Origin of the sequence: Pyrinomonas methylaliphatogenes, from assembly GCF_000820845.2 — a bacterium.
In the GTDB taxonomy this organism is placed as follows: domain Bacteria; phylum Acidobacteriota; class Blastocatellia; order Pyrinomonadales; family Pyrinomonadaceae; genus Pyrinomonas; species Pyrinomonas methylaliphatogenes.
Genome location: NZ_CBXV010000003.1, coordinates 183636 through 205059, shown reverse-complemented (window position 1 = coordinate 205059; position 21424 = coordinate 183636). Strand labels below are relative to the sequence as shown.

Annotated in this window: 15 protein-coding genes; 8 read left to right on the top strand and 7 right to left on the bottom strand. The window is 56.8% G+C overall.

What is annotated here, in order from left to right; all coding sequences use genetic code 11:
* Window positions 1–28: 28 nt before the first annotated feature.
* Together PYK22_RS04295 and nagA are read left to right on the top strand one after the other, a co-directional pair.
* Entirely contained in the window at window positions 29–3343 is a 3315-nt protein-coding gene (locus PYK22_RS04295; RefSeq protein ID WP_041974780.1) for a TonB-dependent receptor, read from the top strand.
* Window positions 3344–3828: 485 nt separating this feature from the next.
* Window positions 3829–5028: an N-acetylglucosamine-6-phosphate deacetylase gene (gene nagA / locus PYK22_RS04290; RefSeq protein WP_041974778.1), complete on the top strand. Its 1200-nt coding sequence runs from the start codon at window positions 3829–3831 to the stop codon at window positions 5026–5028.
* On the opposite strand, the gene PYK22_RS04285 is transcribed toward nagA, so the two are convergent.
* A complete protein-coding gene (locus tag PYK22_RS04285; protein ID WP_041974776.1) occupies window positions 5003–6370 on the bottom strand; it encodes a (Fe-S)-binding protein in 1368 nt (455 codons plus the stop codon). The two genes, nagA and PYK22_RS04285, sit on opposite strands and share 26 nt — an antisense overlap.
* The gene (locus PYK22_RS04280) at window positions 6367–6810 is read right to left on the bottom strand and encodes an FKBP-type peptidyl-prolyl cis-trans isomerase (protein ID WP_041974937.1); all 444 of its coding nucleotides are present in this window, start codon (window positions 6808–6810) and stop codon (window positions 6367–6369) included. Before PYK22_RS04280 ends, PYK22_RS04285 begins: the two co-directional genes overlap by 4 nt.
* Window positions 6811–6904: 94 nt before the next feature.
* On the opposite strand from PYK22_RS04280, the gene PYK22_RS04275 reads away from it, so the two are divergent.
* The 5 genes from PYK22_RS04275 to xerA all read left to right on the top strand — a co-directional run bounded on the left by PYK22_RS04275 (window position 6905) and on the right by xerA (window position 12945).
* The gene (locus PYK22_RS04275) at window positions 6905–9103 is read left to right on the top strand and encodes a VWA domain-containing protein (RefSeq protein WP_041974774.1); all 2199 of its coding nucleotides are present in this window, start codon (window positions 6905–6907) and stop codon (window positions 9101–9103) included.
* A gap of 34 nt (window positions 9104–9137) precedes the next feature.
* Window positions 9138–11054 carry a selenocysteine-specific translation elongation factor gene (gene selB, locus PYK22_RS04270; protein ID WP_041974772.1) on the top strand — a complete coding sequence of 639 codons (1917 nt, stop codon included), beginning with the start codon at window positions 9138–9140 and terminating at the stop codon, window positions 11052–11054.
* A 147-nt stretch (window positions 11055–11201) separates the two neighbouring features.
* The gene (locus tag PYK22_RS04265; RefSeq protein WP_041974770.1) at window positions 11202–11444 is read left to right on the top strand and encodes a hypothetical protein; all 243 of its coding nucleotides are present in this window, start codon (window positions 11202–11204) and stop codon (window positions 11442–11444) included.
* A gap of 204 nt (window positions 11445–11648) precedes the next feature.
* Window positions 11649–11993, top strand: a complete 345-nt coding sequence (locus PYK22_RS04260) for a hypothetical protein (protein ID WP_157770664.1) — start codon at window positions 11649–11651, stop codon at window positions 11991–11993.
* Window positions 11994–12012: 19 nt separating this feature from the next.
* Complete coding sequence (xerA, locus tag PYK22_RS04255; protein WP_083437606.1) at window positions 12013–12945, top strand: site-specific tyrosine recombinase/integron integrase; 933 nt, start codon at window positions 12013–12015, stop codon at window positions 12943–12945.
* 139 nt (window positions 12946–13084) lie between these two features.
* Here xerA and PYK22_RS04250 read toward each other — a convergent pair whose 3' ends face one another.
* The 4 genes from PYK22_RS04250 to PYK22_RS04235 all read right to left on the bottom strand — a co-directional run bounded on the left by PYK22_RS04250 (window position 13085) and on the right by PYK22_RS04235 (window position 19321).
* The gene (locus tag PYK22_RS04250; protein WP_157770663.1) at window positions 13085–14863 is read right to left on the bottom strand and encodes a hypothetical protein; all 1779 of its coding nucleotides are present in this window, start codon (window positions 14861–14863) and stop codon (window positions 13085–13087) included.
* A gap of 654 nt (window positions 14864–15517) precedes the next feature.
* Window positions 15518–15883, bottom strand: coding sequence for a cupredoxin domain-containing protein (locus tag PYK22_RS04245; RefSeq protein ID WP_157770662.1), 366 nt, complete (start codon window positions 15881–15883; stop codon window positions 15518–15520).
* 105 nt (window positions 15884–15988) lie between these two features.
* A complete protein-coding gene (locus PYK22_RS17155; protein WP_083437594.1) occupies window positions 15989–16549 on the bottom strand; it encodes a group I truncated hemoglobin in 561 nt (186 codons plus the stop codon).
* 312 nt (window positions 16550–16861) lie between these two features.
* Window positions 16862–19321: a TonB-dependent receptor gene (locus PYK22_RS04235; RefSeq protein ID WP_162199789.1), complete on the bottom strand. Its 2460-nt coding sequence runs from the start codon at window positions 19319–19321 to the stop codon at window positions 16862–16864.
* A gap of 329 nt (window positions 19322–19650) precedes the next feature.
* On the opposite strand from PYK22_RS04235, the gene PYK22_RS04230 reads away from it, so the two are divergent.
* A complete protein-coding gene (locus PYK22_RS04230; RefSeq protein ID WP_041974763.1) occupies window positions 19651–20016 on the top strand; it encodes a carboxypeptidase-like regulatory domain-containing protein in 366 nt (121 codons plus the stop codon).
* A 354-nt stretch (window positions 20017–20370) separates the two neighbouring features.
* Here PYK22_RS04230 and PYK22_RS04225 read toward each other — a convergent pair whose 3' ends face one another.
* Window positions 20371–21123, bottom strand: a complete 753-nt coding sequence (locus PYK22_RS04225) for a class I SAM-dependent methyltransferase (protein ID WP_041974761.1) — start codon at window positions 21121–21123, stop codon at window positions 20371–20373.
* Between the last annotated feature and the right edge of the window lie 301 nt (window positions 21124–21424).

Sequence of the window (21424 nt, the reverse complement as noted above, 5' to 3'; positions counted from 1 at the left end):
TCTAGTTTCTGAATTGGAGGGCCCACCTGTGTCATATAGAAAAGTCACGTTGAGATTGTGCTTATTAGTCGCGCTCTCTGTCTCCGCCAATGCGCAGACCGTCACCGGTACGTTGCAGGGGACAGTTGCTGATGCGAACGGCGCCGTAGTCGCTGGCGCGAACATCACTATTCGCAACGTCGAGACAGGCCAAGAGCGCAATGTGGTAACCAACGCAGAAGGGTTTTACATCGCGCCGTATTTGCCGCTGGGTCGCTACACCGTCACCGCTGCGCGCGAAGGTTTCGGGAAGGTCGTGCGCGAGAACGTCGAGGTCACTCTCAATCAGACCGTGGTGGTCGATTTCACGCTCAATCCGACCGTGACCGGCGAGGTGACGGTGACGGAAGAGCCGCCGCCGATCAATACGACCAACGCCGAGATCAAACAGTCTCTTACCGCCGAAGAGGTCTTGGACAAACCGACATTCAATCAGGGGTACAATGGATTTCTGACGCTGGCTGAAACCTTCACCGGTTTTCAAGAGAACCCGACCAGCGGGCAGAACAACCCGACCCTTTCGTCCGGGTCTTCGATCAATTTCAACGGCACGGGCACGCGCGGCGCGACCTTTCAGATCAACGGCGTCAACAACGATGACTCGTCGGAGAACCAAAATCGCCAGGGCGTTTCGCTCTCGACCATCAAAGAGTTTCAAGTGATCACCAACAACTTCAGCGCCGAATTTGGGCGCGGTTACGGCGCGGTGGTTCTGGTTCAGACCAAATCGGGAACGAACGATGTAAACGGCGATGTTTATCTATATCACAACGACAGCGCGCTGAACGCTGCTTTGAACATCTTTTCGCCGGGCGTCAAGAATCCGGTCAATCGCCGCAACCAGTATGGTTTCACGCTCGGCTTCCCATTCATCAAGAACAAGCTCTTCGGTTTCGTCAGCTTCGACGAAGTGCGTAACAGCGGTGCGGGTTCTTACACGCGCGATCTGCTGCTTGCGCAAGAGCGCGATGGCAGTCTGCTCTTTAAGGTCACGCCGGCCAATGATACGCCGTCGAATCGGGCCTTCATTCAGTCCGTGATCGCGCGCTTTCCGGCCAACCTCACGCCGAACGATCCGCGCAGCCCGCGCACTTACACGGGCCAGGTCGGGTTCGACCGCCCGCTCAAAGACTATTCGGGGCGGCTGGACTGGGTGCCGAACGAAAAGGACAACGTCACGATTCGCTACCAGTACACGCGCCAGATCTTCGACAACGAGGACATCATCATCGGCGAAGCGACCAAGCAGAACAACAAGCAGCAGAACGTCGGACTGACGTGGACGCACGTCTTCACATCGCAAACGGTCGGCGAGTTTCGTTACGGGCTCGGGCTGCGCACCACGCTCGTCGGCATCAAAGCCGGTAACGACACGCCGATCATTCGCTTCAGCGGCAGCCCCGTTTCTGGAAGCATCATCGGCAACGCGGGGGCTTTCCCGATCAACCGCTGGCAGACCGATCATCAGTTCGTCTATAACCTCTCGACCATCTTCGGCAGCAACCATTTCTTCAAAGCCGGAACCGATATCAGGCGACAGAATCTCGACGACATCGCCGACAACTTCTCGCGCGGCTTTTACACGTTCAGCCGCAACTGTGGCGGCACGGATTACGGTTCGGCGTACATCGCCTTTTTGAACGGCTGCGTCGCCACTTTCCAGAAAGGTTACGGGCCTTTCTTCCTCGAAAACAGGATCAACGAGTCGAACTTCTACGCCGAAGATAATTGGAAGGTGCGTCCTAATCTGACGTTCAATCTCGGCGTCCGATACGAGTATGTCGCCGCGCCGCGCGAGAAGAGAGGGCGGATCGATTACGGTTTCGGCAGCGACAAGGACAACATCGAACCGCGCGTCGGGTTCGCTTGGAGTCCAGCTTTCGAAAGAGGCTTCTGGGCCAAACTCTTCGGCGGACCGAATAACTCTTCGATCCGCGGTGGATACGGCATCTTTCATGGCCGCATCTTCCAATCCGTCTTCTCGCAATCGGGCGCGACGGTGCGCTTCAATCCGCCGAATGCGATCTTCTTGACCTTCAGCAACAGCAACAATCTCGCCGATCCGACCAACGGATTCGTCTTCGTGCCCGGGCCGCAAACGATTCGCCACGCCGAGGCGCATGTCGATCCTAATCTCGGGATGCCCTACACGCAACAGTGGAATTTGACCTTCGAACGGCAACTTCCGTGGAGATCTGCGCTCCGTTTGAGCTATACGGGCAATCGCGGAATAGGACTGCTGCGCTACGCGCTCGAGAACTTACCTGTTGCGGGCGATGTCGTCGTCGTCAATCACCCGAACAACGCCCCTTCGGCTTTGTATAGTCTGAGCGGCCTGCCGGCCAATGACCCGCGCCGCGTCGATGTGCGTGGCCAAACCTTACATTTGGCCGCTGACCCACTGTGTGCGGGAACCGGGCTTGCTGGCATCCCAACGACGGCGCTGTGCCCGAATCCGGTTCCCATCGGCCCATACGAGTACAGCGTGCGCTTGCCGCGATTGAACGAGCGGCGGCCCGACCCGCGATTTACAACCAACACTTTGGTGAGCAATGGGGCTTGGAGCTATTACCACGGCTTTCAAGCTGAGTGGAATAAGCGTCTGAGTCAAGGGTTATCGTTTCAGATGGCTTACACGTTGAGCAAAGCGATCGATACGACTTCCGAAGCGACGAATGTCGGGGCAGGTGATTCAAATATCTTAGGTCCTGACACGCGCGTTTCGCGCGGACTTTCGAGGTTCGACACGCGCCATCGCTTCACCGTTTTCAGCACTTACCGCTTCCCCTTCTTCCGCGAACAACGCGGATTCCTCGGTCAAACCCTCGGCGGCTGGACCATCTCGATGGTCATGAAGTTGGCCAAGGGCACGCCTTTTACTGTCAACAATAGCTCCGGCTTCGGCGATTTGAACTTCGATGGGTTCACCGAGACGCGCCCGGCGCTCAACGATCCATCGGTTCTATATCGGCGCATCAACGATCCAGCGACCTCGCAGACGCTGCTGCCGCGCGAAGCTTTCCGCGCGCCGACCGTTCGCGATTATGGTTGCTGTATCCTCGGACGTAACACCTTCTTCACCGATGGCGTGCAGAATTTCGACTTTGGTATCTACAAAACGTTCGCGATGCCGTTCGAGGGACAGCGATTGATCTTCCGCGCCGATCTGTTCAACGCTTTCAACCATGTCCAGTATGGTTTCCCGAACGCCGATCTAGCTAGCTCCACGTTCGGGCGGATCGTCACGACGGCGACGCAATATAGCCCGCGCGTCGTGCAATTCTCCCTGCGCTATCAGTTCTAAATCGGCATCCTTTGCTGAGGCGGGAGTATCAAGTTATACTCCCGCCCCCCCCCCATTTTCTGAAGCGTGATAAAAGCAATATTCGCAGTATGGCAATTCTTGTATCACTCGATACTCCCGCCCCCATCTTTTGAAGCGAGCAGTCCTCAGTCAGATCGCAGCGGACTGACGAAAAGATCGGGTGTCGGAGAAGATTCGATCCCTCCGATTGCGCCTAAGTTGGGGCTTGGCGCTTCTTTCAGGCAGCGGAAGAGTAGAAGCGTTACGGTCGCTCCTGTCGAGCGACATCTATTCACCCATCGGCTATTGCGCGTCTCAACGCGACAGCGATCGAGCAAGGGCGTTAGTTATCGGGGCACAATGTCGTGATGTTTACAGGTGAGTTCTATGTTATCATCCGGACCGATCTCTCGTGGCGATCAGTGAGCGGTCAGATCGCTATCCCCTAGATGAAGTCGTGAGAATCCTGATTCGAGGTTGAGCGGATGAGCGAAGGCCTATTATTGCGAAATGCGCAGGTTGTATTGTCCGATGGAAGCGTTAAGAGGGCTGCAGTACTGATCGAAGGTGGACGCATCGCGCGCATAACTGAGGATGGCGCGGAAACAGATGCCGGTGAGATTGCGGATCTCGAGGGAGCTTTTCTCCTCCCCGGATTCATCGATCTTCATATTCACGGCGCGGTCGGGGCGGATGTGACGGAGACGGATGTCGATGGATTGCGGAAGATAGCGCGCTTTCTGGTCAGAGAAGGGGTGACCAGTTGGCTGCCGACGCTCGTCCCGGCGCCGGACGAAGATTACAAGCGTGCGGCGGGCGCCATCGAAGAGCTGATGGCGTGGCAGGAGACCGCGAGCGGGGAAGGGGAGCCGACCGCTCGCGCTCTCGGGTTGCATTATGAGGGGCCTTTCGTCAATCAAGCGCAGTGCGGAGCGTTGCGCACGGAATATTTTCGCGTTTACAAGAAGGCCGCGGACCTCGAGCCACTGACGATGATCGCTAACCCTCGCGCCCGTCACATGATGACCGTCGCGCCGGAGATCGAGGGCGGGATAGAACTGGTTCGCGAATTGCGGCGTCGCGGTTTCATCGTCTCGATCGGGCATACGCGGGCCGATATCGCATCTTTAGATCAGGCGTTCGAGGCCGGCGCGCGCCACATGACGCACTTTATGAATGCGATGGCCCCGCTCCATCATCGCGCGCCCGGGCCGATCGGTTGGGGCCTATTGCGCGATGATGTGACGTGTGACGTGATCGCCGATGGGATTCACGTCGAGCCCTTCATGCTCCGTCTGGTCTTGAAATGCAAGGGCATCGAACGTATTTCGCTCATCAGCGATGCCGTTGCGCCGACGGGGTTGGGCGATGGCGTCTATCAAGTGTGGGGCGGGCGAATAGCCGTACTTCGCGGGCGGACCAGCAACGAGCGTGGAAGCATCGCCGGATCGGTCATCACGCTGAGCGACGCCGTGCGTTTGATGTTGCAGTTAGGAGTTTCGATCGCCGATATCGCGCGCATGGCGGCGACCAATCCGGCGCGTCTTCTCGGGGTGATCGAAGAGTGTGGGACGATCGAGGAGGGGAAGCGAGCCGATCTGGTCGCCTTGGATGAGAGCGGCGAAGTGCGACTGACGATCGTCGGCGGGCGTGTGGCTTTCAATGCCGACGATCTTGAGCTTTGATCGCGTAGAATCCGGCGCGCTCGTAAGAGAGATCGAGGAGTTCGACCGGGTGATACACCTCGAGCTTCATGCCGAGCATGATCGCGCCCGCGGCGATCTGCATGTGGCAGCCCGGATTGCCAGTCGCCAAGATCCTCGCTTCGGTCCGACCGATGTGCGCGAGCTTCTCGCGCAGTATGCTTTGCGAAAGTTCGGGTTCGAGGAGGTTATAGATCCCTGCGCCGCCGCAGCAGCGTTCGCTCCCTTCGAGGGGGACGAGTTTCAATTCAGGGATCGCTTCAAGCATCCGCAGCGGCTCGCGCTCGGCTTTCTGCCCGTAGAGCAGATGGCAAGAAGCATCGTAAGTGACTGGCCCGGTATTGAGCGGCGCGCCGCGCCTCAGATCTCTCTGAACGAGTTGCTGGCTGATATCGCGCACGCGCTGGCTGAAACGGCGCGCCCTTTCGGCCCAGGCTGGATCTTCGGCGAAAAGATGCGCGTAGCTTAACAGCATCGCGCCACAACCGCCAGCGTTCGTGATGATCGGCGCCGCCTCATCTTCGGAGAAGGCTTCGATATTCCAGCGGGCCAAGCGTTTGGCTCCCGAAACGTCTCCGGCGTGGGCGTGAAGCGCGCCGCAGCAGACCTGTGCGCGTGGGATGCGCACCTCGTAGCCATTGAGGCTGAGGACGCGCGCCGTGGCTCGATTGATGCGCGCAAACAGCCCTTCTGTCACGCAGCCGAGGAACAGCAGGACTCGCTCCGTCGCCTGACCCTGCGCAGTTACAGAGATGATCGGATTTTCACGCTTCATGTTCGGCGCCGAGGCCTGAAGAAGCAGTAGCGGAAAAGCCGCCTCTTCGAGCCGCAGCCGCAGGAGCAGGGATGAGAGCGCACCGCTGATTTTCGCATCGCGCGCGCGGCGAAGGAGCGCGAACACAAGATGCAGGCGTTTCGGGTTGGGCCAGATATGATCGAGCGCGAAGCGTAGCAGCCGTTCGCGCATGTTGCGTGAGCCTTTGATCGGCAACAGATCCGCGCGCGCCGCTTCGAGCAACTGTCCATACTCAACGCCTGCCGGACAGGCGCGCTCGCACGCGCGGCAGCCCAGACAGCGATCTATGTGACGCGCGAAAGCGCGCGCCGTGGGAGCGAGACGGCGCTCTTTGACGGCGCGCATCAGGTAGATGCGCCCGCGCGGACTATCATTTTCGTCTCCCGTATGCGTGTAGGTCGGGCAAGCTTCAAGGCATAACCCGCAATGGACGCAAGCGAGGAGCTTATCTCGACAGGCGTCAAGCGCAAGCTTCGATCCCTTTGAATGAAGTGCTCGATCCTCTGTCAAGACCTCCACGTGTGTCATCTGGGCGAACGTCTCACTTCGACTAGTTGGACATCGAAAATGAGTTTTTGGCCCGCGAGCGGATGGTTGGCGTCAAGCGTGATGTACTTATCGGTCACGTCCGTGATGGCGACCGGGATCTGGCTGCCGTCGGGGAGCTGAAGCACGAGGTTCATGCCGACTTCCGGCTCCGTCTCGAGATTGAGCCCTTCGCGCGGTATCGTCTGGACCAGGGCCTCGACCCGTTCGCCGTAAGCATCTTCAGCCGGGATCTCTATCGTGCGCGTCTCGCCGACGTACATGCCCTGTACGCCTTCATCGAATCCGGCGATGACTTGGCCAGCGCCCAATTTGAATTCCAGCGGTTCGCCGCCTTCGGACGAATCGAAAATCTCGCCATTCTCTAGCCGCCCGGTGTAGTGGACGCGAACCGTATCGCCGTTTTTAGCTTGTTCTGGCATAATCTCTCCGTAAGATTTTGGATTTTTCGGAAGCATGGCACATTTAGCGTAAAAAAGCCAGCGCGCCGCGGGCTTTCCGGGAGGTCTTGATTGGATGAAGGCGACGCTCATTCTACTGCTCGGCATCTCGCTAGCTCTACCGATCGGCGGACAGCAATCGTCTTCGACTGGTAATCAAGGGAAGCGAGCGGATCAGGAGCCGGAAGAGGAGGTGGTGCGCATCAGCACCAATTTGGTGCAGGTCGATGTCGTCGTGACGGACAAGGACGGACGGCAGGTGACTGATCTACGGGCCGATGATTTCGAAATCTTCGAGGATGGGCGACCACAGAGGATCACCAACTTCTCATACATCAATGCTGCGCCGACGACCGCGCCAACGCCAGCGAGTGGGGAGCGTAAGGATGCGATCCCCATCCCTCCGGCGCGAATCAAGCCAGAGCGCGTGCGCCGAACGATCGCCATCATCGTCGATGATCTCAACCTTTCATTCGAAAGCGTGGCGTTCGTCCGCGACGCTTTGAAGAAGTTCGTGCGCGATCAGGTCCAGCCGGGTGATCTGGTGGCGATCGTTCGCACGAGCGCCGGGGTCGGAGCGCTTCAGCAATTTACGACCGACAAAGCGCAGCTCTATGCGGCGATCGAGAGGATCCGGTGGTATCCGTTGGGGACGGGAGGCATCAGTCCGTTTGAGCCGATAGGCGGAAGCTCAACTCTCGCCGGTTCGCGGAATGATTCGCTGATCGGTCAATCGCCTTCGGCGCCCAATGATCAATCGGCGCCCGGAGATCGGTTGGATGAATTCCGTGCCGAACTGTTCGCTGTCGGCACGCTTGGCGCGTTGAACTTCGTCGTTCGCGGGTTGCGTGAGTTGCCGGGAAGGAAGGCCATCGTTCTGGTTTCGGACGGTTTCAGAGTCTATAGCTATGACGACGATCAAGATAGGCGCACCCCGAGCGCGCGCGTCTTTGACGCTTTGAAGCGGTTGATAGATCTGGCGAATCGAGCTTCGGTCGTCATCTACACGATCGATGCGCGCGGGCTACAGACTCTGGGGTTAACCGCTGCCGACGACGTTAGAGGAATGACGCCGGAGCAGATCGAGCGGGAATTGAGCGATCGACGCCTTGCCTATTTCGAATCGCAAGACGGGTTGAATTATCTGGCACAGGAGACGGGCGGTCTCTTCCTTCACAACACGAACGATATCGCTGGCAGCATCAAACGCGCGCTCGAGGACCAGAGCGGTTATTACCTGATCGGTTATCGCCCCGATGAGAAGACGTTCGATCAGAACGGGCAACGCCGCTTCCATCGCATCACGGTTCGGGTTCGTCGTCCGGGCCTTCAAGTGCGCTCGCGTCGTGGATTTTATGGAATGACTGATGAAGAGGCTTACCCGAACAAAAAGACGCCGGGCGAGCGTTTGATGGCCGCGCTCGTCTCGCCTTTCTCTTCGGGTGAGCTGAATTTGCGTTTGACCTCGCTCTTCTTGAATGATGCTAAACTCGGATCTTTCATGCGTTCGCTCCTTTACATAGACGGGCGCGATGTGACGTGGACGCCAGCCGATGGCGATTGGCAGCGCGCGGTGATCGACGTATTGGCGATCACGTTTGACGGCGACGGTCGTCCGGTCGATCGAGTGAGCCGCACGTACACTTTGCGCGCGCGTGGGAAGACACTGGATGAATTGAAGCGCTACGGGCTGGTCTATACGCTCAGCGTGCCGGTGAAAAAGCCGGGCGCCTATCAACTCCGCCTCGCCATGCGCGACGTTGCTTCTGACCGCATCGGTTCTGCCAGCCAGTTCATCCAAGTGCCGGATCTGAAGAAAGATCGGCTCGCGCTTTCCGGTTTGATCGTTACGGGGCGATCGCTACTCGGGGCCGCGAAAGAGCCGAATGGCTCTCTGAGTTCGACCGAGGAGGAGCAAGCTGTGGCAGTGGATAGCGGCCCTGCAGTGCGCCGTTTCCGTCAAGGTGCCACCATCGATTACGGCTTCATCATCTATAACGCTAAAGTGGACAAAGCGACCGGGCATCCGCATCTGCAAACGCAAGTGCGCCTGTTTCGCGATCAGCAGCCGATCTTCATCGGCAGATTGTCGGATTTCTATCCGACGCAGACGGCTGATCCGAAGAGGATCAGCGCCGCCGGGCAGTTGCGCTTCGGGAAGGAGATCGTGCCGGGCGAATACGTCCTACAGATCGTCGTCACCGACATGGTCGCTAAGGATCGCAATCGAACGGCGACGCAATGGACCGATTTCGAAGTCATCGAGATAAAATGAGACGCTTGATTAGACTCGTTTGCCGGCACATCTGATGCGTTCGATAATCGTCGGCACAGCCGGACATATAGATCACGGGAAGACGGCGCTCGTGCGCGCGTTGACGGGCGTCGATACGGATCGTTTGCCCGAGGAGAAGCGGCGCGGCATCACGATCGATCTCGGCTTCGCCGATCTCGATTTGGGAGACGTTCACATAGGTTTCGTGGATGTGCCAGGACATGAACGTTTCATTCGTAATATGCTCGCCGGAGCGCATGGGATCGATCTCGTCATGCTCGTCGTCGCGGCGGATGAAGGCGTCATGCCGCAGACGCGCGAGCATTTTGAGATCTGCCGTCTGCTCGGCGTCAAATCCGGCATCGTCGTCATCTCCAAACGGGATACGGTCGACGACGAACTTCTCGCTTTGGTGCGTGCCGAGATCGAAGAGTTGACGCGCGGATCGTTTCTCGCCGATGCTCCAATCATCGCAACGAGCGCGCGCACAGGAGAGGGCATAAGCGAGCTCAAGGGCGTTTTGCGCAAGCTGTCCTTGGCTATCGGGCCGCGTTGCGCTGGAAAGGTGATGCGGCTCCCGATCGATCGCGTCTTCACGGTGCGCGGATTCGGCACCGTCGTCACCGGTACGCTCATCGCTGGCGAGATCGTCGAAGGACAAGATGTCGAGATTTTGCCTGCAGGCATGTGTGCGCGCGTGCGCGGATTGCAGGTTCATGGGCGACCTGTCGAGCGCGCCCGAGCCGGGCAGCGCGCAGCCGTGAATCTTAGCGGCGTGGAGATCTCGGCGCTCTGGCGCGGCATGACGCTCGCCCCGGCGGGCCGTTTGCATGCGACACGCGCCTTCGACGCCTTCGTCGAAGTTCTCGAAGATGGTTTGCCCTTGCGTTCGCGGATGAGCGTGCATGTGCATATCGGGACCGCAGAGGTGATGGCGCGCGTGCGCGTCTTAGAAGATGATGGCGAGATCGCGTGTGGTCGGGCGGGTTTCGCGCAATTCAAGTGTGAAAAGCCGATCGGCGCTTTGCCCGATGACCGTTTCATCGTTAGATTCGGTTCGCCGCTACGAACGATCGCCGGTGGGCGCGTCTGCGATGTCCATCCGCCAAAGCATCGCCGTAGGGAGTTGCCCATCGCGCGCGCACGACTGCAGAGTCTGAGCGCTGCCGATGAGACGACTCGCTTGGTCGCTTTGATCGAGATGGCTGGCGCGCGCGGTCTCACTCGAGCTGAGATCTTGGCGCGTACGGGATTGAGCGATGAGGCTTTCGCTGAAGCGCTACGCGGCGCGAGGGAACGCGGAGCGGTGGTCGAAGCGGAGAACGTATTCATCTCGCGCGAACAGTTCGACGGATTGGTCGAAGCCTTGCTCGATGAGCTCGCCGATTTTCACAGGCGAGAGCCGCTCGTAAAGGGAATGTCGCGTGAAGAATTGCGCGAGCGCGCATGCGCCCGCCTCCCCGTCGAACTCTTCCGCGCCGCTTTGGCGAACGTCGAAGCCTCTGGCCGGGTGGTCGTGGATCGCGACACGGTGCGTTTGTCGACTCATCAACCGGAGCTTTCGCCATCCGATCGGATTTTGAAAGATGAGCTTGAACTCATTTTCCGGCGAAGCGGGCTTGAAGCCTTGACTATGGAAGCGGCGTTGAAGCGGATCGATAGTGCGCCGAAAGAGCGCGCGCGTAAGCTTCTAAAGTTGCTCGTCGATTCGGGCACCCTCATTCGCCTAGATGATGAGATGCTCATACATCGCGAGGCTCTTGAAGCGCTGCGCGAGCGATTGCGCGAGTACGCGATGAAGTGCGGGGCGAACATCGACGTGCCCGCCTTCAAAACGCTGATCGGGCTATCGCGCAAATACGCGATCCCCTTGCTCGAGTATCTGGATCGTCATGGCGTTACGCGGCGCGAAGGCGATGTGCGTCGAATCCTCATCGCAGAAAGCGATTGAATTCGCGCGATCGAACCGGCGAAAAAATCTATCTTGCTTCTCGGAAAGAGCGGAGTTAACATTATTTCCTACAGGGACGCTCCGGGGCGATCTGCTTTTGAGAGTCAGGGCAATCATCTATAAATCTACTTGACGCCGGAGGTCCGTATGAGCAGCAAAGCCATAGATATCCTGTGTTGGATAGTAGGCTTGATCTCGTTAGCGTTCGGCATCTGGCAGTTCTACCGGTTTGCGACGTACAGGAATCCGCAGACTGGGCAGATCGATTGGCAGGGCGGGACCAGTTATCTTTGGTTGGCGATCGCCGGCATCGCGATCGCTTGCGCATGTGCGCTGGTCTTCTTCTTGCGGCACGTCAACAAAGATGAGGAGATACACATCACGCAGTAGTTAAGCGACGCTGCTCCCTTCCCCAAGGTGTCCCTGATGGGGAAAGGAGGAGGTCGCATGTGAGCTGGCGCCGAAAAGTTTCCCCTGGAAAGAGCCGCATTCGGCGCTGACAAAAGATCCGGTTTTTCGTATTCTTCTTGCGCCCGGTTGGTGGGTCAGATCCATGGCCGGGCGTTGAAGTTTAATCCACAGGAGTCTGATGAGATGTGCGCCATATCCTTTCTGGCATTGATTCAACAAGCGGAAGTCTATTCGATCCCAACCTTTTTCGCGCCAGTCGTGATTACGCTATTGGTTGGCGGAGCCATCGGTTGGTTGATCGCTGCGGTGCTTGGATTCTCACGTGCACGACGCGCTGGCCTGCGAGTGAGTTGGTTCGCTTTGAGCGCCGCTTGTCTGGTTCTGTTTCATCTTCAACTGCTGTTGCTCGGATTGGGCATGTTGCGCAACGACGCCGAGATGACGCTGGGCGTTGGCGCTTTTTTCAACCTCTTCGTCGTCCTCGGGGCCATCTTCGCCATCATCGGGTTCAGTCGTTCGAACCTTTAACCAAAAGGTTATGGGCGAAATGAAACGAGATCTGATCGGAGAGTATCTGGCGCATCTGGTTGTCGAAAAGGGATTTTCAAATAATACGATAGCGGCTTACCGGCGCGACCTGAAAGCGCTTTCTGATTGGGCTGCACCGCGTCCCCTAGAGGATCTGAAGCGAGAGGACATAATCGCTTGGGTTCGCTGGTTGGCTGTAGACCGGGGACTTCAGCCGCGCTCGATCGGGCGGGCGCTCGCTGCGGTGCACAGCTTCTACCATTTCCTTCAGCTAGATGGCTACCGAAAAGATGATCCGACGGCGGATCTGAAGATATCGAGGAGAGCGTTCTCTCTCCCAGTAGTGTTGTCCACAGAGGATGTCGAGCGTTTGTTGGCTGGACCGAACGTCGAGACGATCGAGGGAGTGCGTGATCGGGCCATTCTAGAACTACTTTACGCGACTGGCTTGCGCGTTTCGGAACTGGTGGCTCTCGCCCCAGAGGATATCGACTTTGATCGCGGCCTTGTCTTGGTGCGCAGCGGGAAGGGGCGTAAGCAGCGCCAAGTCCCTTGCGGGCGGAGCGCGCTCGATTGGCTTCGTCGCTATCTGGAGTTGTCTGGTGGGGGCAAAAAGCGTCGGTATCTATTCGCCAGCGCCGCGTGCGGACGAGCATTGACGCGCCAGCAGGTGTGGCGTTTGGTTCGTCGTTATGCCGAGATGGCGGGGCTTTGGGCGACGCCGCATGTTTTGCGACACAGTTTTGCGACACATATGATGGAACGCGGGGCTGACTGCCGTTCGGTTCAGTTGTTACTGGGGCATGCTGATATTGAGACGACGCAGATCTATACTCACTTGACCACGCGGAAGCTTCGTGAGGTTTACAATGCACATCATCCGCGTGCGCACTTACATCGGGCCGCCGAGTTTAGACAAGAGCGGTCGCTCAAGCCGAAAGATGAAAAGTGAGCGAGGAAAGCTCATGGCTTAATTCGCTTGGGCGATCCATTCATCGCTGGATTGAGTCCCCATCTACAAGGATGCTTTGCTGGTGCACGGACTCGGCTTTTCGCCCGATGGACGAACGTTGGCAGTCGTCTCCATTGTTTCAAACTCGGTTACCTTGATCAACACAGCTTCCAATCGCGTCAAAAGAGTCGTTTTCGGAAAGAGCGCTGCGCGTAACGGCGATCTGCGCCATGGTTCTTCGTTCTGGATTCTTGAAGCCGCACGCAAGTTCGAGCGCTCGTTCGAAGTCGGCGCGCGCAAGAAGTCGTAAAGGCATTTCGACGCTCAAAGGATTTTCCGGCAAGAAAGCGATAAAGACCGTTGAAAAAGGATCGCTGGAAGATTGACCCTTTTCGTCCAGCCAGTTCGCCAGTTCCACGCCGCGCCGCATCAACTCGAACGCGCGCAGTGAACCGAACCGCGCCATGACGCCCGCCGTGATGACGAGCGCGCGCATTTTGTCGGGGCCGTCTTCGCTCCGTTCGATGAACTTTCGCGCTTCCTCGACGAGTTCGGTCGCGCGCGCTAGATCATTGCGATCAAGGGCTTTCTGCGCCATGCTCGCGAAGATGCTGGCCTGCATCTGGACCTTGGAGATGGCGCGAGCGTAACGGATCGCCGTGTCGAAATCGCCTTCGCTCATGTGCAAAAAAGCCGCTTGCATACGCGCCGCGTCGGCGATGAGGGACTTGAATTCCTCGTTCTTGATCTTGTCAGCCGCCGCGATGGCTTCGTCGAACCTTCGCTCTCCGAGCAGCTTCTGCACGGCGCGAAGGTAGATCATGTCGCGCTTGAACTCTTCCTTTTCGTTCTCGGCGCGGGAGAGGAGTTCTTGTGCCGATTCCTTTTCGGCAAAGGGATTGAACAGATCGGCACCGTCGCCGACTCGTCGCTGTAGTTCGTCGCGCACGGCGCGCATCATCGCGCTCTTGTCCGGCAGATAACGGTCGTACGCCGGCAGAAGCATTTGCGCCGTCGTGAAGCAGAAGAACTCTTTGCGCGTCCCTTGCTCCGCGCCGGCGCGCAGCGACTCGGCGCATTCCGTGAGCTTGGTGAAAGCGACCTCAAGGTATTCGCGCGCGAGTTCTGGATCGTCGCTCAACGCCTCTCTCTCTTTGGCGCCCAAGTTCGATGGCAGCAGCGTGAAGACTCCGCTGGGCATCGCGTAAACATGGAGCGACATCAACGCTTCTTCCACGGGTTGCTGCTGCAATTTTTGCAGCGCCGCACGGTAGATCTCGTCGGCGCGCGCCCGGTCGTGCGTCTTGAGCGTGAGAAGGACGCTCGGGAGGAGCGGGTTGATGCCTGTATCGAGGCTCTGCCGGGCAAGCCGCGCCGCCAGCACGTGATCGCTCTCCATGATGGTCATCGCCATTTGCAAGAGGATGAGCGAACGGTTGAAAAGGCGGTCCATGCCATCCGGCGCCACATCCTTGGCACTCCTCTCTTCCGGTCGACCGGCATCTTCCGCAATCGTTCTCACCAGTTGTTCGGCCAGCTTGGCGTCGTGTTTGATGGCGATGCGCAAAATCTCGCCCTGCAAGACGATTCTCGATGGCGGAGCTGGCGGCAGCGGCGAGCGTCTGTCGCCCGAAGGCGACGGCGGGCGCTCATCTTTGAGTTCGCCAGCGGCGCGAAAAGCCTGTTCCAGCAAGCGACGCGCGCGGGGCGCATCGTGCTTCCAAAGTAGATCGGCGATTTGTGCCTGCGCGCGAATGCGCGGTTCAGCTTTGTCCAATTCCTTGAGCGAAGCGAGAACTTGATCCAAAAGGAGCAGCGCGCGTCCTTCCAACGGCGAAGCCTGAAGTTCGCTTGCTTCACCTGTTGGGGGCGCGCCCGTTGCGCCCGGCCTCCTGTTTTGTCCCGCTGCCGCGCGCATCTTGCCATCGCAGCGAGGGGGCTACGGTGGAAGATTGCGTTTGCGGAGCCGACTTGTGGGCTTGAACATCGGCACAAGGCGTGAACAGCGCAAGCAAAAGTGTGAGTGCAGCCAGATGCGGTCGAAGGTTCGTAGGGCAAAACATCTTCTCAACGCTCCTGTACTGAAGAATGCACGGTGCGAATTCTTTCGGCGCTCAAATCTAAAGAGAGTTCGTCAGAAAGCAACGCTCAGCATAATCGAACTTCGGGCCGAAAACAACACCGAGACTGTTTCGGCTCAGGTTCGCCTTCGACACATCGTTTTTGCTCGAACTGGGGGACAGTTTCATGAGAGAAGGGACAGCGTTGTTGGTTCCCCCCCAGCACGGGGGTGCGCGCTGGACTGAGTTTGTATGAAGTCGGCATGATAAATGAGCAGCCAGCCTTGCCGTTTCACCTCACGCAAAGAAGCTAACGAGTTTCGGCGACCGGAACGCTTTTTTACTCTTTGTTCTTTGTAGAGTGGACAGTGAATTCGAGTTTCAACGATGATGACGCTGGACATTGGACGCACAAACGCCCAAGCTCTCATCTTGGAGGGGCAAAACTCGTCTTTCGGCGATGATGACCGGTCTGTAGCGGATGCGGCGACCGCGGCGGGCAACGGAAAAACTCATCTTTCGACGATGATGACACCGGACATGCCGCTGCCGCCTTTGCCGCCGTGAAAAGAGCAATAGTAGGGGTAGCGCCCCGTTTTAGTGAAGCGATGGCGAAACGTCTGTCCGGGGTTCAACGTCGGCGACGAAAAGCTCCGTCCATCGTCCGAGGTGACTTGGTGTGTCCCTTCTTCGTCGGTCCAAACGACCGTGGTGCCCGCTTTGACGTGCAGTTCTTTGGGTTTGAACTCGAAGTTGGTCATCGCGACGTTTGCCACCAGCGTCCGTCGCTTCTTGCGTGGGGCCTTTTGCACTGGCATGGCGGCGGCTGTCATGCTGACCATCAGCATCAATGATGCGAGCGAGAGTTTGAAGTTCATGCGGACTCCTCGTCTGGGTTTGTTCAAAGCGAGCGCGCGACGGACACGCAAACAGACACAGCCCGTCGTGCGCTCGCCCGGCGTGTTGGTCACCAATCCGAGAAACTACCTGCGTTTCGCGCTCTTCATCGAGCCTTTCTTCTTGGGAAACGGTCCTTCCTTGATCTTCTTTTCAGGCAGCGGCGGGGCCGGTTTGAAGTTAGCCGGAAGCGGGGTCCCCGTCGCATCGCTCTGGACCTCGACCATCTGCGATCTCATCGGAGCCAGGATCGCCAGCAGTTCGTCCTGTTCTGGTTTGGGGACGTTGAATTTGTTGAGCGTGGCCACCAGATCTTCCACCAATGCGTTGAACTCACCATTGGTGATGCCCATGTTCTTGTGGGCCGTCTTCATGTCGCGACCTTGGTACTTGCAAGGGCCGCCGGTGGCCGCGCAGATCTGCTGCTTAAGGAAGTAGAGCAGGCGCGGCGCATTGCTCTTGGCGAACTTCTGATTGATGCGCGGGTCGGCCAATACTCTTTGAGCGAAGTCGTCCACCACGGCTGAAATGGCCGCCTCGCCCCCGAGTCGCTCGTAGAGGGATTTCTTGGGAGCCTGTACTGTTTGCGCGTAGGCACCGACGACGAAAAGAAAAAGCGACGAGATCAAACATGCGAGCTTTCTCATTACTATAGTCCTCCGAAAAAAATGGTTTGCTCGGCGATTTATCGGTTTGCGAGAATTTACGTTTATTGACGGCTTCTCGGATTTATGTCGTTCTTCTCAATGCTAAAACACCGATGTGGAGGTCTCGGGACAACCAGGAACAAAGGAAACAAATGGAGGGAAACGCTAGCTGGTTCAGAGTCGACTCCAATCGGTGTGCTCAAAGTCGAACACAACTGCAGGTCTCTTGTGTCACAACCGCAATCCTGCGGCTTCGATCTGTGGACACATGACTGGAGAACGGTTCAATGGCGTTATTGAAGAACGAATTGTTTAGAAGAGAATATCGAAGCTGCCAGCAAAAGTGCGGCTTGATGAAGCGAAGAAGGTGCCGAAGCGTGGATCGGCGATGTTGGCATGGACGTTTTGTGGATTGAAGTGATTGGTTATATTGAAACTGCGCAATGCTAGGCGCACGCCGTATCTCCGCGTAACTTGAAATGTTTTAGCTGCCTCAAGATCAAGAGAGAAGAAGGGTGGGAAGCGCGTCGTGTCGTTATTGCGTAGACCGACAAAGCGCTGTTCAGCATCGAGCCTTGAATAAGGGAAACCCGTACGCCATTCAATGATCGGGGCAATTGTGATGCGATGGGGCAACGAAAGCGTTCCCCAGGCAAGCAAACGGTGCGGCACGTCGAACGGAAGATTCGAGTACTGGTTCTGACGGATGATGGGAGCGCCGACATCGCCAAAATAAGAGTTGAAGTCGTTGAGATCGCCGCGGGCGCGCGAACGGACGTAGGAGACGTAGAACAAATCATTCCGTCGCAACTTAAAACGGGCCATAATTTCAAACGCCCGATACTGAGCTTCGCCTGCTGAACGGAGCACGATGGCCGTTTGCCCTCTGAAATCGGTTTCAGGATTGAGGATATAAATGCTCTCCGTCGCGCTGTGCAGGTAGTTTATGCGCAACAACAAGCGCGTGGAGACTTGGCGCGCCAGCTCGAGGTTCCATGTTAAATTCTCCGGGACAAAGCCAGCGTCGGGATCTCGTCTGCGTAAATCAAAAGGCTCGATTGGTTTGGTGTTGACGAGCACGTTTCTGTAGTAACGACGATCGAGGATCGTATGTCCATCGGTTGTATAACGGGTAACCAAGCGCCCCGGATAGAAGGAGAAGCTGCGGATATTTAGTGGCACTTTGTCGAAGAAGACCCCAATCCCACCGCGCACTACAGTCTTCCCATCTTTGAACGGTGCCCAAGCGAAGCCCGCTCGCGGCGCGAGATTGGTTTGCACGTTGATGCGTTGATTCTCATAGCGCAGCCCAAGATCCAAGCTAAGATTGGCACGCAAATGCAAGCGGTCCTGAATAAAGCCACTGTATTCGTAGTTGGCGACACTAATCGGTTTGGCATGTCGGTTATCAAAAACGATGCGTTCGGCCAACGTTCCATCGCCGCGGAAGATGTTGACCGGATTGGCGTGGTAATCGGTATGGGCGCTGACGCGGATAAAGTCGAAGCCAAATTTCAACTCGTGGAGCGTGTTCCAAGGTCTTCGTAGCGGTGGCGCTTGGTATACTTCGAAGAACTCAAAGCTCAAAGCATGGCGTTTCTGTTGGGCGAAGTAATTACCAGATTCACCAATTGGGAAGAAATCGTGATCAGCTTGACCTTGCCCCCAGACTTCGGCGTTGAATCTCTTGTAGGAAACCGTTGATTCGAGTAGTCCGTTGAACAATGCGTAATTATCGCGCAAGGCGGTGGAGAAATCCCTTTGCTTGTAATTGGGAGTGACCGGACGCGGGCGGAAAAAGTTCAGCGTCAGAAACTGATCATGTTCCGGGAAATAACCGATGGTGATTGTTTGCGTATGTTTCGAGTTAATGATCAAGTCGAATTGCGAAAAATAGCTTTGCGATTCGATCTTCGTTTCGTTGTCGGGAAAAGTTAATCCGCGCACCGGATTCTTTGCAATAGTATAGGAGGCAGATTGCGCAAAAAAGAGCTTGTCTTTGATGATTGGACCGTTCAGGGTCAAACGGGGAGCATCTTCGGCGACGCCGACCAGCTTGCCACCTTTGAATCGAAAGTCAGGGAGAAAATCATTAAGCTCCCAGTGGAAACTCTCGCCGCCGCGTTTCGTTATAACTTGTGTGATGCCGCCAATGAAGCGCCCGTATTCTACGGTGTAAGGATGTTGAAAGACTTGCACCTCTTCAACTGAGTCGAGGGGCAGATTAAGACGAAAGTTGCCTGTTGCCGGATCGTTGGCGTGAACGCCATTGACGATGAGCGCGCTTTGTGACTCTTGTGCGCCTTTGATGCTCAGCTCGCCTTTGGGGGATCTGATAACGCCCGGTGTGAGCGGCAAAGCGTCGAAAACCCTTTGGGCGGAGATCGGCAGAAAGCGCAGTTCCTCGCGCTTCATGAGCGTGTTGGTGATGGTAGCGCCTGCCTCGATCTCTGTCGAAAGCGTGTTACTTGCGTTCACGGTTACGTTAGCGGCGAGTGGGGCGATAGATAAACTGACACTAAGAGATGTTTCTGTTGCCGATTCGATCGCGACTTCTTTCAGCACTAGTGGCGCGAACCCTTCTCGAACAACACGCAATGTGTAGACGCCAGGCTTAAGATCCGTGAATGAGGCATGACCTTGATCATCGCTGACAGCTTCGACGAGCGTTCGTCTCTCATCCGCAGTCAGAAGCGCGCATCGAGCACCGATTACTGGCTGGTCGCGCTCATCGGTGATCGTCAAGATAAGGCGCGACGTTTGCGCTAGCATCGACGCCTTCTGTTGCACGGTGCCGTTTGCGATTAAGGAGGCTATCATGAGGACATTCAAGAGAGAGGAGAGACGAAGGATGGTTAGTAGCATTTTGAAAGAGGGATTCATTGCTCGTTCTCTCCATGCGGAGAAGTAGTATCAGCTTAGAGTATCAGTAGAAGCTATCTCATAATACCGTTTACCGCTAAGTTCACCTCAGCTTCTGCCATTTTTGAGATAACTTCCTAGTAACCTTGCCGCACATGCAGCATCGTCGAAATCGGAGTAAGGGAAATATACTCTGCCGTTGTTCTTAGGGCAAATCTGTTAGCCCTGGGGGGGGGCGCGTGATTGATCCGAACAGCGCACTGATACCAGGGGCGACCGTCGCGTTGAAGAACACGGAGACGAACGTCGAGCTATCGACAATGACGAATGCTGATGGGGTTTACCATCTCTACGTCGTGCGGCATGCAGCGCGCGACCGATTGCGCGCGCACCTCGACGGGCGCCGAATCTCGACCCTGATCCACTATCCCTTTTTGCTCCATCGGCAACCGCTCTTTGCGTCCGGCGCTCGTTCGTCGCTTCCCATCGCCGAAGAGGTAGCGGGCGAACTGCTTTCTTTGCCTCTCCATCCGCACCTCACGGAAGAAGAGACGCATGCCGTCATCGCCGCCGTGCTCGATTTCGAAAAGAGCAGAAACCTGTGAGTTTCGGCGCAGTCCCGTCTCACGCTTCGCCGTATGAGCCGGTAAACTTATGAGTCCCCCAACGCTGCCCCCGCCGCGACGAAACGTTCGGTCAATTGCGCGCGCAGCGATCTTCATTGAGCCAACACGCCAAGCAAACAAAACATGAGAAACAAGCTTGTGAGGCGACTTGGAGCGCGGCTTTCATTTCTTGGCACGTCGCAAACAAAACATGAGAAACAAGCTTGTGAAGCGAGAGCGTCGGCCTAGTTCATCGCCAAGATGCACGAGCTTCTGATGTCGCAAGCCGCGTTGGCCAGCCAAAGGTTGGTCATCTCCGAGTAGAAATCGGTGCTCGCTGTTGCAGCGCCACGATCAATGCTTCTTGCGCGCAATGCAGATGGCCGAAAGGCCGAACCGGAGGTCTGTGCGACGCAACAGGTGCGCTTCCGCCGCGAGCACGCGCGTCAGAGGGCGATTCAGCCATTGCCATCGCGCGCAGAGCGGCTTCACGTCGGAGCCGGCATCGGCGAGCCCAATTCGTTTCAGGATGAGCCGCCGTACCGCCGCGACGGGAAGAAGAAGGGCGTTGGCGTAAGTGGCGCGCGCGATCTCGAAGCCAGCTCGCTCCATTAAACGGGTCAATTCGTCGAGCCGGTAACGCTTCTGCGTTCCCAAAGCCACATCATGGCCGCTGCGCATCCATTCGAAAGCAGCGACGCGCACAAACGCGACGCCACCTCCGCGCAGCACGCGATGCATCTCGCGCACCGCTTTTTCCGCATCATCTTCTTTTAATTGCACAAGGACATCGAAACTTGTTACAAGATCGAAGGTTTCGTCAGCGAAAGGCAGATCCGCGACCGAGGCTTGGATCAGATCGTTTCGGTTGCTCTCGCGGCAGAAACGAAGCGCATCGTCCGAAAGATCTAGACCGACAACTGATGATCTGTAACGAGCTAACCACTGTAGGTTGCCACCCGTGCCGCAGCCTGCATCTAGAATCAATCCGTTATGTCGCGGAGAAAAGATCTGATCTAGCAGTGATGCCGTAATGGCGCGCATGCCGACGAACCACCAAAAATCATTCTCAAGATCGTGCAACAGTTTATAGTCCTCTGAATTCATCTTTCGTTTTCCTCTTAAACTCTACTATCCACTTGTCACTAAATCTCCCAGACAGAACTTCAGGACTGGGCCGTTCTGAAAACTCGTTCTTTGTTCACTATTGGTGGTCAGGCTTGTATTAAAGTTTGCGAATCCACTAATGTCGAACTAACCCTTAACTAAGGCCTCAATAAGAATGCTACAACTTCCTCAAACGCGGCAGTTGCCGATGGTACTACATCCAATCATGTTAACAGTCCTCACTAACTCGGAAACTAAAAAAGGAACTAATCTCGTTTTAATCTATCTCTAATCTTCTCCC